The sequence below is a fragment of the Streptomyces sp. NPDC053474 genome, from assembly GCF_044544845.1.
Taxonomy (GTDB): Bacteria; Actinomycetota; Actinomycetes; order Streptomycetales; family Streptomycetaceae; genus Streptomyces.
On record NZ_JBITXV010000005.1, the window covers coordinates 186286 to 199390 of the forward strand.

14 protein-coding genes and 1 tRNA gene are annotated in these 13105 nt (G+C 73.6%); 8 read left to right on the forward strand and 7 right to left on the reverse strand.

Annotation, left to right across the window (positions count from 1 at the left end; genetic code table 11):
• Positions 1-218: 218 nt before the first annotated feature.
• The gene (locus ACIG3E_RS13655; protein WP_399615203.1) at positions 219-1550 is read left to right on the forward strand and encodes a M6 family metalloprotease domain-containing protein; all 1332 of its coding nucleotides are present in this window, start codon (positions 219-221) and stop codon (positions 1548-1550) included.
• Positions 1551-1564: 14 nt separating this feature from the next.
• On the opposite strand, the gene rho is transcribed toward ACIG3E_RS13655, so the two are convergent.
• A complete protein-coding gene (rho, locus tag ACIG3E_RS13660) occupies positions 1565-2764 on the reverse strand; it encodes a transcription termination factor Rho (protein WP_399615205.1) in 1200 nt (399 codons plus the stop codon).
• 370 nt (positions 2765-3134) lie between these two features.
• Here rho and ACIG3E_RS13665 point away from each other — a divergent pair, with 370 nt between their 5' ends.
• The 3 genes from ACIG3E_RS13665 (at position 3135) to ACIG3E_RS13675 (ending at position 5000) form a co-directional block, all read left to right on the forward strand.
• Positions 3135-3425: a hypothetical protein gene (locus ACIG3E_RS13665; protein WP_399615207.1), complete on the forward strand. Its 291-nt coding sequence runs from the start codon at positions 3135-3137 to the stop codon at positions 3423-3425.
• A gap of 87 nt (positions 3426-3512) precedes the next feature.
• Positions 3513-4328 carry an SDR family NAD(P)-dependent oxidoreductase gene (locus ACIG3E_RS13670; protein WP_399615209.1) on the forward strand — a complete coding sequence of 272 codons (816 nt, stop codon included), beginning with the start codon at positions 3513-3515 and terminating at the stop codon, positions 4326-4328.
• Positions 4329-4478: 150 nt separating this feature from the next.
• Entirely contained in the window at positions 4479-5000 is a 522-nt protein-coding gene (locus ACIG3E_RS13675) for a GNAT family N-acetyltransferase (protein WP_399615211.1), read from the forward strand.
• A gap of 56 nt (positions 5001-5056) precedes the next feature.
• Here the strand turns inward: ACIG3E_RS13675 and ACIG3E_RS13680 are convergent, their stop codons facing one another.
• The 3 genes from ACIG3E_RS13680 to ACIG3E_RS13690 all read right to left on the reverse strand — a co-directional run bounded on the left by ACIG3E_RS13680 (position 5057) and on the right by ACIG3E_RS13690 (position 9286).
• Complete coding sequence (locus ACIG3E_RS13680) at positions 5057-6583, reverse strand: aldehyde dehydrogenase family protein (protein ID WP_399615213.1); 1527 nt, start codon at positions 6581-6583, stop codon at positions 5057-5059.
• Positions 6584-6674: 91 nt separating this feature from the next.
• On the reverse strand, positions 6675-8114 hold the full coding sequence (locus tag ACIG3E_RS13685) for a 2-oxoadipate dioxygenase/decarboxylase family protein (protein ID WP_399615215.1): 1440 nt from the start codon (positions 8112-8114) through the stop codon (positions 6675-6677).
• A 65-nt stretch (positions 8115-8179) separates the two neighbouring features.
• A complete protein-coding gene (locus tag ACIG3E_RS13690) occupies positions 8180-9286 on the reverse strand; it encodes an NAD(P)/FAD-dependent oxidoreductase (RefSeq protein WP_399615798.1) in 1107 nt (368 codons plus the stop codon).
• 316 nt (positions 9287-9602) lie between these two features.
• Between ACIG3E_RS13690 and ACIG3E_RS13695 the strand changes: the two genes are divergently transcribed.
• Positions 9603-9678: transfer RNA gene (locus ACIG3E_RS13695), tRNA-Arg, on the forward strand.
• Between the two features lie 139 nt (positions 9679-9817).
• Here the strand turns inward: ACIG3E_RS13695 and ACIG3E_RS13700 are convergent.
• The 3 genes from ACIG3E_RS13700 to ACIG3E_RS13710 are packed head-to-tail and all read right to left on the reverse strand — an operon-like array spanning position 9818 to position 10948.
• Positions 9818-10282 (reverse strand): hypothetical protein, encoded by a 465-nt coding sequence (locus ACIG3E_RS13700; protein WP_399615217.1) that lies wholly within the window; start codon positions 10280-10282, stop codon positions 9818-9820.
• Complete coding sequence (locus ACIG3E_RS13705; protein WP_399615219.1) at positions 10279-10644, reverse strand: DUF6415 family natural product biosynthesis protein; 366 nt, start codon at positions 10642-10644, stop codon at positions 10279-10281. Before ACIG3E_RS13705 ends, ACIG3E_RS13700 begins: the two co-directional genes overlap by 4 nt.
• 46 nt (positions 10645-10690) lie before the next feature.
• Positions 10691-10948, reverse strand: a complete 258-nt coding sequence (locus ACIG3E_RS13710; protein WP_399615221.1) for a hypothetical protein — start codon at positions 10946-10948, stop codon at positions 10691-10693.
• 37 nt (positions 10949-10985) lie between these two features.
• Here ACIG3E_RS13710 and ACIG3E_RS13715 point away from each other — a divergent pair, with 37 nt between their 5' ends.
• Genes ACIG3E_RS13715 through ACIG3E_RS13725 form a run of 3 tightly spaced genes read left to right on the forward strand, consistent with a single transcriptional unit; the run spans position 10986 to position 13079 of the window.
• The gene (locus tag ACIG3E_RS13715) at positions 10986-11465 is read left to right on the forward strand and encodes a hypothetical protein (RefSeq protein WP_399615222.1); all 480 of its coding nucleotides are present in this window, start codon (positions 10986-10988) and stop codon (positions 11463-11465) included.
• A 25-nt stretch (positions 11466-11490) separates the two neighbouring features.
• The gene (locus ACIG3E_RS13720) at positions 11491-12825 is read left to right on the forward strand and encodes a hypothetical protein (protein ID WP_399615224.1); all 1335 of its coding nucleotides are present in this window, start codon (positions 11491-11493) and stop codon (positions 12823-12825) included.
• A gap of 50 nt (positions 12826-12875) precedes the next feature.
• Complete coding sequence (locus ACIG3E_RS13725) at positions 12876-13079, forward strand: hypothetical protein (RefSeq protein WP_399615226.1); 204 nt, start codon at positions 12876-12878, stop codon at positions 13077-13079.
• The last annotated feature ends 26 nt before the right edge of the window (positions 13080-13105 follow it).

Below are 13105 nucleotides of genomic sequence, written 5' to 3' on the forward strand. Positions count from 1 at the left end.
GAGACCGTCCCCGGATATTTCCCCGCTCTCGCGTGACCTGCGTCACATCCCGGGAAGACCCCGGAGCCCGCGTCACACCCCCGGCCCCGCTCCCCCGGAACTTTCCGAGAAACCCACGATCGGTCGCGCTCAGCGCGCGCCCGCGCACCCTCCGGCACAGGGTGATCGCACAGGGCGCAGCCGGACCCGGCGGCTGCCGCGGAGCGGAGGGCCCACGCATGCAGCAGCCGAGGTGGAAGGGCATAGGCCGGGGCCGCGGCACGGGGACCCGGGGGCCAAGGCGGCCGCGCCGGAACCGGGTCGCCAGGGCCGTGGCCCTCGGCTCGGCCGCCGCGGTGGTGCTCGCCGTCACCACGTCCGCGAGCACCGGCCGCCTCCTCGCGGACACCCCCTCGGCCGCGGGCCCGGTCTCGCAGGCCCGCTCCACGGCGCTCGGCCCCTGCATGATCAGCGGCGAGCTCGGCGTACAGATGTCGGAGGGCATCCCGACGGGCCCCGGCTACACCCGCTCCACCGGCACCGTGCGCGCCCTGAACCTGATGATCGACTTCTCCGACGCCCCGGGCGAGGGCTCGGCGCTCGACCGGCTCGGGGAGTTCTTCCCGCAGACCTCCGACTGGTTCCGCACCAGCTCCTACGGCCGTCTCGACTACCGCTCCGAGGTGCCGGTCCCCGACTGGCTGCGGATGCCGAAGCCGTTCAAGAAGTACGGGATAGCGCGCGGCGCCCCCTTCGACCCGGGCTACCGCGACCTGGTCCGGGACATCGTGGCCGCCGCCGACCCGGCGGTGGACTTCCGCGCGTACGACCTGCTCAACGTCCTCATCACGCCGAACGCGGGGCCCTCGGCCCTCGACACCGTCCTGTCGGTGACGTTCGCGGGCAACCACGAGGCACCGGTGGCGGACGGCGTGCCGATCGCCAACGCCTCCTTCGTGTACAGCCGCCAGGACGACGGCTCGGGCAGCTACGACCGGACCGGCTACCGGGTGCTGCCGCACGAGAACGGCCACGTCTTCGGCCTGCCGGACCTGTACACGCGCGACGGCGGCGGCGCGGTCGGCCACTGGGACATCATGAGCGAGGACTGGGGCGCCAACAACGACCTGCTCGGCTGGCACAAGTGGAAGCTCGGCTGGCTGGACGACACCCAGGTCGACTGCGCCCCGGCGCACGGCACCACGGAGCACCTGCTCACCCCGCTCGCCGGGCGCGGCGGCACGAAGCTGGTGTTCGTGCCCGTCGACGCGAAGACGGGGTACGCCGTGGAGCTGCGCACCCGCGCGGGCAACGACGAGGCGGTGTGCCGCCCCGGCGTGCTCGTGTACCGCGTGGACGCGGACGTCGACACCGGCCACGGCCCCATCACGGTCACCGACGCGACCCGCGACAGCGGCGGCTGCACCCGCAGCCCCAACGTGCACGCGGAGCTCTCGGACGCGCCGTTCGCCCTCGGCGAGACCTTCACGGACCGCAAGACGGGGGTGCGGGTGAAGGTGGCGGGCGTGGACCTGGACGGCAACTACCGCGTCCTGGTGACCCGCACCTGAGGCGGCGGACCCCCTCACGCCTCCGCCACGGCCCCCGGCACGGACAGGCGCACCTGCCGCAGGAAGGCGGCGTTGGAGGGCGCCTTGCGGAGCTGGTCGAGGAGCGCCTCGAACCCCTCGCGCCCGTCGCGCCGCGCCAGCGCCCGCCGCAGCCCGCGCACGGCCGCCAACTCCTCGGCGGGGACGAGCAGTTCCTCGCGCCGGGTCCCGGACGGGGTGACGTCGACGGCCGGGAAGACCCGGCGGTCGGACAGGGTCCGGTCCAGGCGCAGCTCCATGTTGCCGGTGGACTTGAGCTCCTCGAAGTAGTACTCGTCGGCGCGCGAGCCCGTCTCCACCAGGACGGTGGCGAGCATCGTCAGGGAGCCGCCCTCCTCGGCCAGGCGGGCGGCGCCGAAGAGCCGCTTGGGGCCCTGCACGGAGGCCGCGTCGACGCCGCCGCTGAGCGTACGGCCGCCGCTCGCCGCGGTGTTGTTGTACGCGCGGCACAGCCGGGTCAGCGAGTCGAAGAGCATGACGACGTCCTTGCCGTCCTCGACGAGCCGCTTGGCGCGCTCGACGGCGAGTTCGGCGAGCGCGATGTGCGCCCTGGGGGCCCGGTCGAAGGTGGAGGCGAGCACCTCGCCGCGCACGGCGCGGCGCATCTCGGTGACCTCTTCGGGCCGCTCGTCGAGCAGGACGACCATGACGTGGCACTCGGGGTGGTTGGCGGCCACGGCGTCCGCGAGCTGGCGCAGCAGCACGGTCTTGCCCGCGCGCGGCGGGGCGACGATCAGTCCGCGCTGGCCCTTGCCGACGGGCGCCACCAGGTCGACGAGGCGCGGCGCGAGGGAGCCGCCCGGCGTCTCCAGGCGCAGCCGCTCGCGCGGGTGCAGCGGGGTGAGGTCGCCGAACCGGGGCCGGTCGCGCAGGCCTTGGGGGGCGCGGCCGTTGACCCGGGTGACCTCGGCGAGGACGCGCGCCCTGCCGCCGCAGGTGCCCTCGACGAAGTCGCCCGTACGCAGGCCGAGTCGGCGCACGAGGGCGGCGGGGACGAGCACGTCGGCGGGCCCGGGCAGGCAGCCTTCGGCGCGCAGGTGCCCGTCGGCCTTCGCGATGTCCAGGACACCGCTGTGAATCCGCAGGCCGGTCGCGGGGGCCGGGGACGGGATGGCTGAGAAGGTGTGGGTGGCCTGAGTGGACTGGGTGGTCTGGATGGTCTGGGTGGGGTTCATGGGGTGGGTGGTCCTTTCGCGACAACGCGGGACGTGCGCGAGCTGCGCGGAGAAGGCCGGTCGCGAGGGGCCGTGCACACCGGGTGCCGTGCACACCGGACAGCGACGGCTCGTGGCCTCGTACGACGGGCTGGTGGAAACGGGAGTCCGGACCGGGCGAAGAGTGCGCCGGGTCGGAGAAGGAAGGCACGGCGCCCAGAAGGGGCGTACACACGTGCTGCTCGCACCGTAGCACACGACCTGGCGTGCGCGGCCGTCCGTGCACGGGATCTTGAGCTTCCGCGCGCCGGTGACCGTCCGCGTGTGATCGCGTACGTTCGGTTACCTCGCGGGCCGCGCTCGGCGGCCCCGGCAGACAGGAGAACCGCTCATGCGCCGTATCGCCCTCGCCCTCGGCTCCCTCGTCGCGGCCGGAACGCTGGCCCTGGCACTGCCGGGCTCCGCCCTCGCGGCCGAGGGGGTGCTGATCGTCGGCGGCGTCGAGTACGTCGACCCCGAAGGCTGCTACGACACGGACATCCGGCCGCTCACCGTCGACAACCACACCGACGAGGTCGCCCTCGTCTTCTCCGGCCCCGACTGCACCGGCGCCCTCCTCGCACTGGTCGCTCCCGGCGAGTCGGCGGTCTTCGAGTTCGGCACCAGCGTCTACGTCGACTGACCCGCCAGGGGCGCACGCGGCGCGGCGCGGTCCGCGTGCGACCCTGGAGGGTCCGGACACCCGAGGGGCACAGGAGGCCGAACGACCATGACGGATACCCGCGTTGTCCTCGTCACCGGCGGCGGAACGGGCATCGGCGCCGCCACCGCCCGGCAGTTGCGCGCGGCCGGGCACCACGTGGTCGTCTCCGGGCGGCGCCCGGAGCCGCTGCACCAGATCGCCGAGGAGACCGGCGCGCTCGCCCACCCCGCCGACGCGGCCGACCCCGAGGCCGTCGCCGGTCTCGTCGCGGCGACCGTGAAGGCGTACGGACGGCTCGACGGCGTCGTCCTGAACGCGGGCACCGGCCGCCCGGGAGCCGTCGGCGACGTGACCCCCGAGGACTGGGAGACCGTCCTCAGCACCAACCTCACCGGCCCCTTCCACCTGCTGCGCACCGCGCTGCCGCACCTGCTCGAAAGCCGCGGCTCGGTGGTCGCCGTCGCCTCGGTCTCCGCGCTGCGCAACGGCGTCGGCAACGCCGCGTACGCCACGTCCAAGGCGGCGCTGCTCCAGCTCTGCCGCTCCGTCGCCGTCGACTACGGCGCGCTCGGCGTGCGGGCCAACACCGTCTGCCCGAGCTGGGTGCGCACGGAGATGGCCGACCGGCGCATGGGCGCGTTCGCGCGGTCCGCCGGGCTCGGCGACGGCGAGGAAGGGCTCGACGCCGCGTACGAGCAGGGGACGCGGCTGATCCCCGCGGGCCGCCCCGGCACCCCGGAGGAGGTCGCCGAGGCCATCGCCTGGCTGCTCTCGCCCGCGGCGTCGTTCGTCAACGGCGCCACCCTCACGGTCGACGGCGGCGTGACGGCGGTCGACCCGGGCACGCTGGCGTTCGGCTTCGACATCACGCGGCGGGGCTGAAGCCTCCGGCCGCGGGACGGCTGACGCCTCCGGCCGCGGGACAAGCGGCTCCGGAAGACCTGCTTCCGGAGCCCGCGATCTCTAAAAGTCGCCTGTTCACGGGCCGTTAAGCAGGGCGGCTGACGGCCCATCACGACGTACGGTTGGCCCATGCCCGAACTCCAGCGCCTGCGCGCAGACCACGCCCCGGCCCTGCTCGCCTTCGAGCGGGAGAACCGCGCCTACTTCGCCGCGGCGGTCCCGGACCGCGGCGACGCCTACTTCGCGGCGTTCGACGAGCGCCACCGCGCGCTGCTCGCCGAACAGGACACGGGAGCCTGCCACTTCCACGTCGTGGTCGGCGGTGACGGCGAGATCCTCGGCCGGGTCAACCTGGTCGACGTGGCGGACGGCTCGGCCGAACTGGGCTACCGCATCGCCAAGAAGGCCACCAACCAGGGGCTCGCCACGTCGGTGGTGCGGCAGGTGTGCGTCCTCGCCGCCACCGAGTACGGCCTGACATCGCTGCGGGCCGAGACCACCACCGACAACCCCGGCTCGCAGGCCGTGCTCGCCCGCACCGGCTTCGTGCCCACCGGGGAGACCGTCCTCGACGGCCGCCCCGGGATCACCTACGTCCGCGACCTGACCGGGCCGGACGTCCGCCCGGCGGACCGCGCGCCGGGCGCCTGACGGATCCGACGGCCAACGGATCCGGCAGTCAGCGGATCCGGCGGTCAGCGGAAGCTTCAGAGGAAGCTGACGTTCTGCGCGAGCGCGAGCCCGCCCGAGTAGTTGACGGTGTTCGTGGCGGACCGCATGTACGCGCGCCACGCGTCGGACCCGGACTCGCGCCCGCCGCCGGTCTCCTTCTCGCCGCCGAAGGCCCCGCCGATCTCCGCGCCCGACGTGCCGATGTTGACGTTCACGATGCCGCAGTCGGAGCCCTCGGCGGACAGGAACAGCTCGGCCTCGCGCTGGTCGCGCGTGAAGACGCTCGACGAAAGGCCCTGCGGCACGTCGTTGTGCAGCGCGATCGCCTCCTCGAAGGTGTCGTACGTCAGCACGTACAGGATCGGCGCGAAGGTCTCCTCCTTCACCACGCCCTTCTGCGCGCCCACGCGCACCAGGACGGGCTCCACGTACGCCGCGTCGGGCGCGATGTCGGCCAGGCGCCGCTGACCGCCCGCGAGGACCTTGCCGCCCTCGGCCTGGGCGCGGGCGAGCGCCTCCTGCATGCGGTCGAGCGCGGCCGGTGAGACCAGCGGCCCGACGAGCGTCGCCGTGTCGAAGGGGTTCCCGATGGGCAGCTTCCGGTACGCGCCCGCGAGCCGCCCCACCAGCGCGTCCACCACGTCCTCGTGCACGATGAGGCGGCGCAGCGTCGTGCACCGCTGGCCCGCCGTGCCCGCCGCGGCGAACACGACGCTCCGCACGGCGAGGTCGAGGTCCGCGGAGGGCGCGACCACGGCGGCGTTGTTGCCGCCGAGTTCGAGCAGCGAGCGCCCGAAGCGGGCGGCGACCCTCGGCCCGACCTCGCGGCCCATGCGCGTGGACCCGGTGGCGCTGACGAGCGCCACCCGCGGATCGTCCACGAGCCGCTCCCCCACGGCCCGGTCGCCGAGCAGCAGCCGGTGCACCCCGGCCGGGGCGCCCACGTCGTCGGCGGCCCGGTCGAGCAGCCGCGCGCACGCGAGCGAGACCAGCGGCGTCAGCTCGGACGGCTTCCACACCACGGTGTCGCCGCAGGCCAGGGCGACGGCGGTGTTCCAGGACCAGACGGCCGCCGGGAAGTTGAACGCGGAGATCACCCCGACGACCCCGAGCGGATGCCAGGTCTCCGCGAGCCGGTGCCCCGGCCGCTCGGACGCGATGGTCCGCCCGTACAGCTGGCGCGAGAGGCCCACCGCGAAGTCGCAGATGTCGATCATCTCCTGGACCTCGCCGAGCGCCTCCGAGCGGATCTTGCCCGCCTCGATGGTAATCAGATCGGCGACGTCCCCCTGGTGCTCCCGCAGCAACTCGCCCAGGCGGCGCACCAGTTCCCCCCGGCGCGGCGGGGGCACCGCCCGCCACTGGAGGAACGCCTCGTGCGCGGCGGCGACGGCCTCGTCGACGGCGGCGGCCCCGGCCCCGGCGAGCGCGAAGAGCCCCTCACCGGTGATCGGCGTACGGGCCTGACACCCCCGCCCCTCGGGGATCTCGGCACCGACGCGGGAGAGGGCGGCGCGGGCGCGGTGGCGGAGGGACTCGGTGGTGGGGAGGGTGGGCGTCACGGGACTCCTTCGGAGAGGACGAGGGGAGGCGAGGGGAGGGGAATCAGCCCGTCCGGCGTTTGAGGACGAGCGCGGAGCGCGATGCGGGGGTCTAGGGGGCGCAGCCCCCAGCGGGGGCACCGGGGCCGGGGATGCGGAGCTGCCGCGCGACCACGGCCAGGGAAGCCCGCTGCCGCGCCTCGTACAGGTCGAACGGATCCAGGACCTCGCGCCCCATGGCCCCCGACAGCCAGGCGCTGTCGTACGCGGCCCCCGCGACCGTGTCGTCCCGCACCCCGGCCGCCTCCAGGTTCGACTGGAAGATCCCGGCGGCGGAGCGGGGCAGGAAGTCCTCGTACACGAGGGGCTCGGCCCGCACCCACCCCGCGTCGAGGAGGTCGTCGAGCGCCGGGGGCGGCGGGGCGCCGTCGCGGGGCCGGTCCGCCACCACGTGGTACGTGAAGTGGCCGAGCCCCCGCGCGGCCAGCTCGCGTTCGGTGCGGGGCAGCGCGGCCGACCACACCGCGCGGGCGGCCTCCGCGCGCTCGGCCGGGGTGGCCGGGCCGTGCCGCTCACCCCGGGCGAGGCGGTCGTCGACGCGAGTGAGGAGCTCGTCGTACAGGGCGCGCCCCGCCCGCGTGAGGGCGATCCCCCGGGCCTCCACCTCCCCGAACCGCACCCGCAGCATCCCGCTGGTGACGCTGCCGTCGGCCAGGCGCAGCGCGCGCGGCTCGTCGAGCGCCCGGAACGACGTCTGCCGCAGCAGCACGTCGGGCCCGTCCCACGCGGGCGGCCCCTGCACGGTGTCGATCATCCGGACGCCGCGGGCGGTCATCCTGCGGTACAGCTCGTCGATGTCGAGGACGCGGGGCGTGAGGTGGTTGATGTGCGTGCCGCGTACGCCGCCGATGTCGGCGGCCACGGCGGAGACCCGCTCCAGCTCCTCGTACCAGGCCTTGTCGATCGGCTCGCGCGACAACTCGAAGGCGGCGACGGCGAGTTGGAGGAACCGCTCGGCATCGGCCCCGACGAGCCCGCCCTCGGCCTCGGCCCGGTCGGCGAGCGCGAGCAGCTCGGGCGGGAACAGCTCGCGCGCGGCGAGGAAGCCCTCAAGCCGCTTGCGCAGCCCGTCGTCGAAGAACCGCGGGTCGGCGGGGGTGAGCAGCGAGGTGAACACCCGGAACGGGTTCCGGGCCAGCTCGTCCGCGTCGACGGGCCGGAACGCGGTGGACACCACGGGCACGGCGCTCGCGGCGGCCTCGCGCAGGTCGTAGAACCCGACGGGCCGCATCCCCAGCGCCCCGAAGACCCGCGCCACCTGGCCGAGTTCGGCCGGGGTGCCGACCCGGATCGCGCCGTGCCGCTCGGCCGTGACCCGGCCGATGGACCCGAGCCGCTCGGCGGCGGCGCCGCGCTCGCGCAGGACGTCCTCGTTCACCGCGCGGGTGACGTCGACGAGGGTGGTGTACGCGGGCACTTCGCGCCCGTACATGTCGGAGAGCCGCGCGGCGAAGGCGGCACGGAGCTGCCAGGGGGCGTACGGGGGGTTCATGGGGCTCCTCTCGGCGGGACGTACGGGCGGGGGGCGGCATCGGGAGGGGCCCGCCCAGAGGTCACTCACACCACATGCGCCTCGGGCCTGCCGCCCGCCCCGACGCGGAACCGCTCGGCGCTCAGCGACGCCACGTCCACGCACGGCTCGCGCTCCAGATACAGATCGCGTACGACCTCGCCGACGGCCGGGGCCTGGAGGAAGCCGTGCCCGGAGAACCCGGTGGCGTACAGGAAGTTGGGCACGTCCGGGGCCCGCCCGACGAGGGCGTTGCGGTCGGGCGTGACCTCGTAGAGCCCGGCCCAGCCGCCCACGACGTCGAGGTCCGCGAGGGCGGGCGCGCGCCGCCGCATCACGGCCCGGAACAGCTCCACCCACTCCTCGGTCCACGTCGTGTCGAAACCCTCCTCCTGCCCCGGGTCGGCGAGCCCGAACAGCAGCCCCTGGTCGCTGGTGTGGAAGTACGCCGTGGAGGAGAAGTCGATGGTGAACGGGGTGCGGGGCGGGGGCGGCACGAGCGGGGCCGTGAACGCGATCTGCCGCCGCAGCGGCCGCACCGGCAGCTCCACCCCCGCCATCGCACCGACCCCCGCGGACCAGGCGCCCGCGGCGCACACCACGGCGTCGCAGGTGATCACCCCGCGGTCGGTCCGCACGGCGGTGACGCGCCCGCCGGTCACGTCCATTCCGGTCACGGAGGTCCCGGTGACGAAGGAGACCCCGGCCGCGGCGGCGGCCCGCGCGTACCCGGCGACGACGGCGCCGGGCCGGGCGTGCCCGTCGTCGGGCGAGTACGCGGCGGCGAGCAGCCCCTCGGGCCGGACGTACGGGCACAGCTCGTGCGCCTCCCGCGGCCCGACCATCCGGCCGCGCACCCCCATCCGCTCCTGTACGCGGACGCTCTCCTCGAAGGCGTCGACGTCCTCCGGCCGGTCGAGCAGGAACAGATAGCCCACCGTCTCCAGGCCGATGTCACCGCCCGGCCGTGCCGCGAAGTCACGGAAAGCCCGCAGGCTCCGCGCACCCAGGGCGATGTTCACCGGGTCGGAGAACTGCGCCCGCACCCCGCCGATCGGCTTGCCCGAGCTCCCGCTCCCGAGGGCGCCGCGCTCCACGACCACGACGTCCCGCACGCCCGCCTCGGCGAGGTGAAAGGCCACGGAGGCCCCCATGACCCCGCCCCCGACCACCACGACCCGCGCCACCGAGACCACCTCTTCCGCCACCACCGGGGGTGCCATCGTGACGCACACGATCAGTGGAGGTCCATCACCGGACAGTAGCCACGCGCCACTGACGGCCGCCGCCCGCCCCCAGCGGCACCGCCGGTGGCCGCCGCCCGCCCCCAGTAGCGCCGCTGGTGCCCGCCGCCCACCCCCAGTAGCGCCGCTGGTGGTCGCCGCCCGCCCCCAGCCCCACCCCACTCCCTCCGGGCACTCCCGGCCCCCCATCGGCTACCCTGTCCAAAGCCGCCCTCACGGACGGCACGCCTTCGTAGCTCAGGGGATAGAGCACCGCTCTCCTAAAGCGGGTGTCGCAGGTTCGAATCCTGCCGGGGGCACCAGGTCAGGCGACCAAAGGCCCAGGTCACGGGGTATGAACTCCGGACCTGGGCCTTTTTGTTGCCATTCTGACCACCCCATCGGACACGAGGGCGCGCCTGTTCCTGCGGCACCAGAGCCGCAGGGCTGATCGTCGCCCGCCTACTGCGGGCAGGCGCCGGTGTGCCGGTAGCTGAGTTCCATCCCGCGCGGGCCCTGCCAGAGGTGCGGCTGCCATAGGTCGTCGGGCCGCATGATGTTCAGGCAGTTCATGCACCAGACGGCTGGCCGCCGGATGCGGATCCGCGCGTGTATGTGTGCGGTGCGCAGGGTCCCCACGGTGGAGCACGGCGCGTGCTGGCAGCAGGCCGCGCAGCCGAGCAGGTGGTCGTTCCAGTCGACGTACGTCGCCACAGACCGGAGATTGTTCGCGTAGCAGGCCTTGCAGGCGTGCGGCCACCAATCCCAGTCGGCGCCGTGGCCGCCGCAGATGTCGACGCCGTCGCCGGGGCGCAGGGCCGTGGGGCACCACAGGCACACGTTGCCCTGGGCCTGCTGGACAGTGAGGGCGGGGCCGCGCTCGACGATGGCCAGCAGCAGACTCTCGGCGACGCCGGGCGCGCTCACTGGCGCCTCGGCGGGCAGGCGTGCCCTTCGGCGCTGGCCGGGTACACCGACAGGGCCCGCAGTCTGCGGGCGAGCATGACGACGCGCAGCACCGCGCCGGTCGGGCCGTCGCCCGGGTTCGGCTCCTCGCCCTCCATCGCCAGGGTGTCGCGGGTCCGGTCGATCACCCGCTGGTGTCTGTACCAGGCGTCACTGCGCACACGCTCGGCCGCGGCGGCCTCCTCTGCCTGAGGGAGACGGCGGAGGATCTCCGCGACGATGCGCCGGTGCAGCACGGCGGTGTTCTCGGGCGCGGGCGGGTCGGCGAGCGCGCCGAAGGCGAGCTCGACCAGGTCCTTCAGACGGGTCTCGTCGGCGGTCATCATCGCCCCACCGCCCCGAGGGAGCCGTCACTGCCGCGATGCCTGATCATCGCGTGAGTCCAAGATTCCCGTTGACGGCAAGGATGCGCGAGATGCGATCGGCGCACTCCTGCTCTGCTCCCTGCACTCCCACCTCGTAGTCGAAACCGGTGACGTACCGGTCCCCGATGGCGAGAATCTCCTCAGACAGGCGACTGTTCAGGGGGTTGGTGACGGTGATCCGCATCGCGGATTCGTTCACTTTGATCAGTAGCCCGCGATTCTTCAGGTAACTGGAGAGCTGCTCAAGGTCGTTGGTGTCCACACGTTGACGATCTCAACGAGGCAGGCAGGAGCGGGATATGACAACCCATGACACGGAGTTGATCATGCGTGCGGTGGCTGTGACCGGCACGAGGAGCACGGGGCACCGCCGCCTCGACGAGTACGCGGGTCTGTTCCGGGACTACCTCGGGCCGTTCGCCGCCCCAGACGCGCACTTCTATATCGGGGGCGCCAAGGGCATCGACTCCATGTCCCTGATCTGGCTGGCTGGCAACACGCCCGCGGCCATCACGATCGTCGTTCCGGGTCGGATCGACCAGCAGCCTGCCGAAGCCCGGCAGGCCATCGCCCGCACACGCGAGCGCATCAAGGAGATCGTCGAGCTGGGAGCCTCGGAGCTGAAAGCGCCCGCCTACCACGCGCGCAACCGGTGGATGGTGGACCGCGCAAGCATGACGATCGGCTTCCCGCATCACGCCGAAGAGTCCTCAGGCACGTGGCAGACCCTCAACTACACACGCGATCAGGGGAAACCGCGCCTGATCGTGCCCGTGTAAGTCCTGGGGGCGCCACTATGACGATATGGAGGATCGAGCCGCGGGGGCGGCATGCCTGAAGGAGCTGCGGCACCGCCGCGGACTGTCCCTCGCCGACGTTGCCCGTGCGCTCGTCGCCCTTGCCGAGGACCTGCACCAGCCAGCCCTGCCCGCAGTGGCCAGCGTGCAGCGCTCCGTCGCCCGCTGGGAGGCGAGACGGCCGACCATGCCGGACGATCGGTATCAGCTCCTGCTCGCTCACCTCTACGCGCGCACCCCCGCAGGCGACGTCTCCCTCGGCAGAGGCTCCGACTTCGCCGAGTACCTACACGCGCTCGCCCTCCTTGGTGAGAGCGAGCACCGGATAGCCGAACTCCGCAGCCTCGTCCTGCGCGCGGCCACCGACACGGGCGCCGGGCTGCTCGCCCTCCTCGCCCCGAGCACGCAGGCCGACCTCAACACAGCGCTCGCAGAGCCGTCTCAGGCGGACGAGGCGGCCGTGGCCGGGCTGGCTGCAGTCGTGGCTGACGTCAACGCCGAGGTGGGCTCACTGCCGATGGTGCGCCTCCAACTACTCCTCGCTCCGGCAGCCGAGGCTGCGCGGCGCTTGCTTGCGGGCCCGGCACCCGCCCCGCTCGTGCCCCACCTGCGGGAGGTCGTAGTCGCGGCCGCGACGCTCGGCGGTCGACTCGCCTTCGAGACGCGAGACGATGCCGCCTCCCGGGCCCTGTACGCCGAGGCTACCCGCGAGGCATGCCTGCTTCAGCAGCCGTGGCGACAGGCCAGCGTGCACATGAGCCACGCCCTCGTCACCCTCTACTCGACGGACGGTCTCGACGGCGCGCGGCGCCTGGTTGACCAGGCCGTGCGAACAGCCCGCACTGGGGAAAGCACGTTGACCCGCGCGCGGGCCCATGCTCTTCAGGCGGAGCTGGCCGCGCGGGCCGGACAAGAGCGGCAGTCACAGGCCGCGCTGGGGCTCGCCTGGTACGACATCGAAGCCGATCACGCCAACGATCCGGCGCCCACCTCGTTCTCGCCGGGGCACCTGCGTGGCTTCGAAGGCGTATGCGAGCTGTACGTCGGTGATCCGGTAGCGGCGCACGATCGGTTCGCCCGGTCGGTGGAGGCGTTGTCAGCGCCGCGGGAACAGGTGCAGAGAGCCATCGTCACGACCGACCAGGCGCTCGCCCGCATCCGCCTCGGTGAGCCTCACGACGCGGTGGAGTTGCTGCACCGGTGCGTCGCCGCCGCGTCCGCTACAGGGGGTCGCGTGCCAGCGATTCGCCTTCGGCGGGCGCGGCGCGAGCTGCGTCCGTGGCGCCGGGAGAGTTGGGTTACTGATCTCGATGACCACCTGATGGACGTCTTAGGTGCCTAACGGCCCTCACAATCTCGGCGGTGTCAGTGCTACGGCGTACGCTGGCAGGCATGTCCCCCACCCCCAGCCCCCGGGCCGCCGTGCGCCCTGCTGCGGCCGTGAACGAGGACATCCGCGCCCTGTGGGCAGGACGCGGCGCAGACCCCCGCGTCAGGCTCACCACCGCCCAACGCGCGCTGCACGAAGGCCCGCTCGCCCAGTTCGCCGCCACTACCCGCGCCGGACCAAGGCTCGGCATCGTGGACCCCGGGTAGCCCAGCGAGGAGTTCTCACGGCTCGC

Bases quoted from the DNA above. Each gene is read 5' to 3' on its own strand.
- ACIG3E_RS13655 (WP_399615203.1), top strand. From the start codon at position 219: ATGCAGCAGCCGAGGTGGAAGGGCATAGGCCGGGGCCGCGGCACGGGG.
- ACIG3E_RS13675 (WP_399615211.1), top strand. From the start codon at position 4,479: ATGCCCGAACTCCAGCGCCTGCGCGCAGACCACGCCCCGGCCCTGCTC.
- ACIG3E_RS13715 (WP_399615222.1), top strand. From the start codon at position 10,986: ATGACAACCCATGACACGGAGTTGATCATGCGTGCGGTGGCTGTGACC.
- ACIG3E_RS13665 (WP_399615207.1), top strand. From the start codon at position 3,135: ATGCGCCGTATCGCCCTCGCCCTCGGCTCCCTCGTCGCGGCCGGAACG.
- ACIG3E_RS13685 (WP_399615215.1), bottom strand. From the start codon at position 8,114: ATGAACCCCCCGTACGCCCCCTGGCAGCTCCGTGCCGCCTTCGCCGCG.
- ACIG3E_RS13720 (WP_399615224.1), top strand. From the start codon at position 11,491: ATGGAGGATCGAGCCGCGGGGGCGGCATGCCTGAAGGAGCTGCGGCAC.
- ACIG3E_RS13725 (WP_399615226.1), top strand. From the start codon at position 12,876: ATGTCCCCCACCCCCAGCCCCCGGGCCGCCGTGCGCCCTGCTGCGGCC.
- ACIG3E_RS13690 (WP_399615798.1), bottom strand. From the start codon at position 9,286: ATGGGGGCCTCCGTGGCCTTTCACCTCGCCGAGGCGGGCGTGCGGGAC.
- ACIG3E_RS13670 (WP_399615209.1), top strand. From the start codon at position 3,513: ATGACGGATACCCGCGTTGTCCTCGTCACCGGCGGCGGAACGGGCATC.
- ACIG3E_RS13705 (WP_399615219.1), bottom strand. From the start codon at position 10,644: ATGACCGCCGACGAGACCCGTCTGAAGGACCTGGTCGAGCTCGCCTTC.
- rho (WP_399615205.1), bottom strand. From the start codon at position 2,764: ATGAACCCCACCCAGACCATCCAGACCACCCAGTCCACTCAGGCCACC.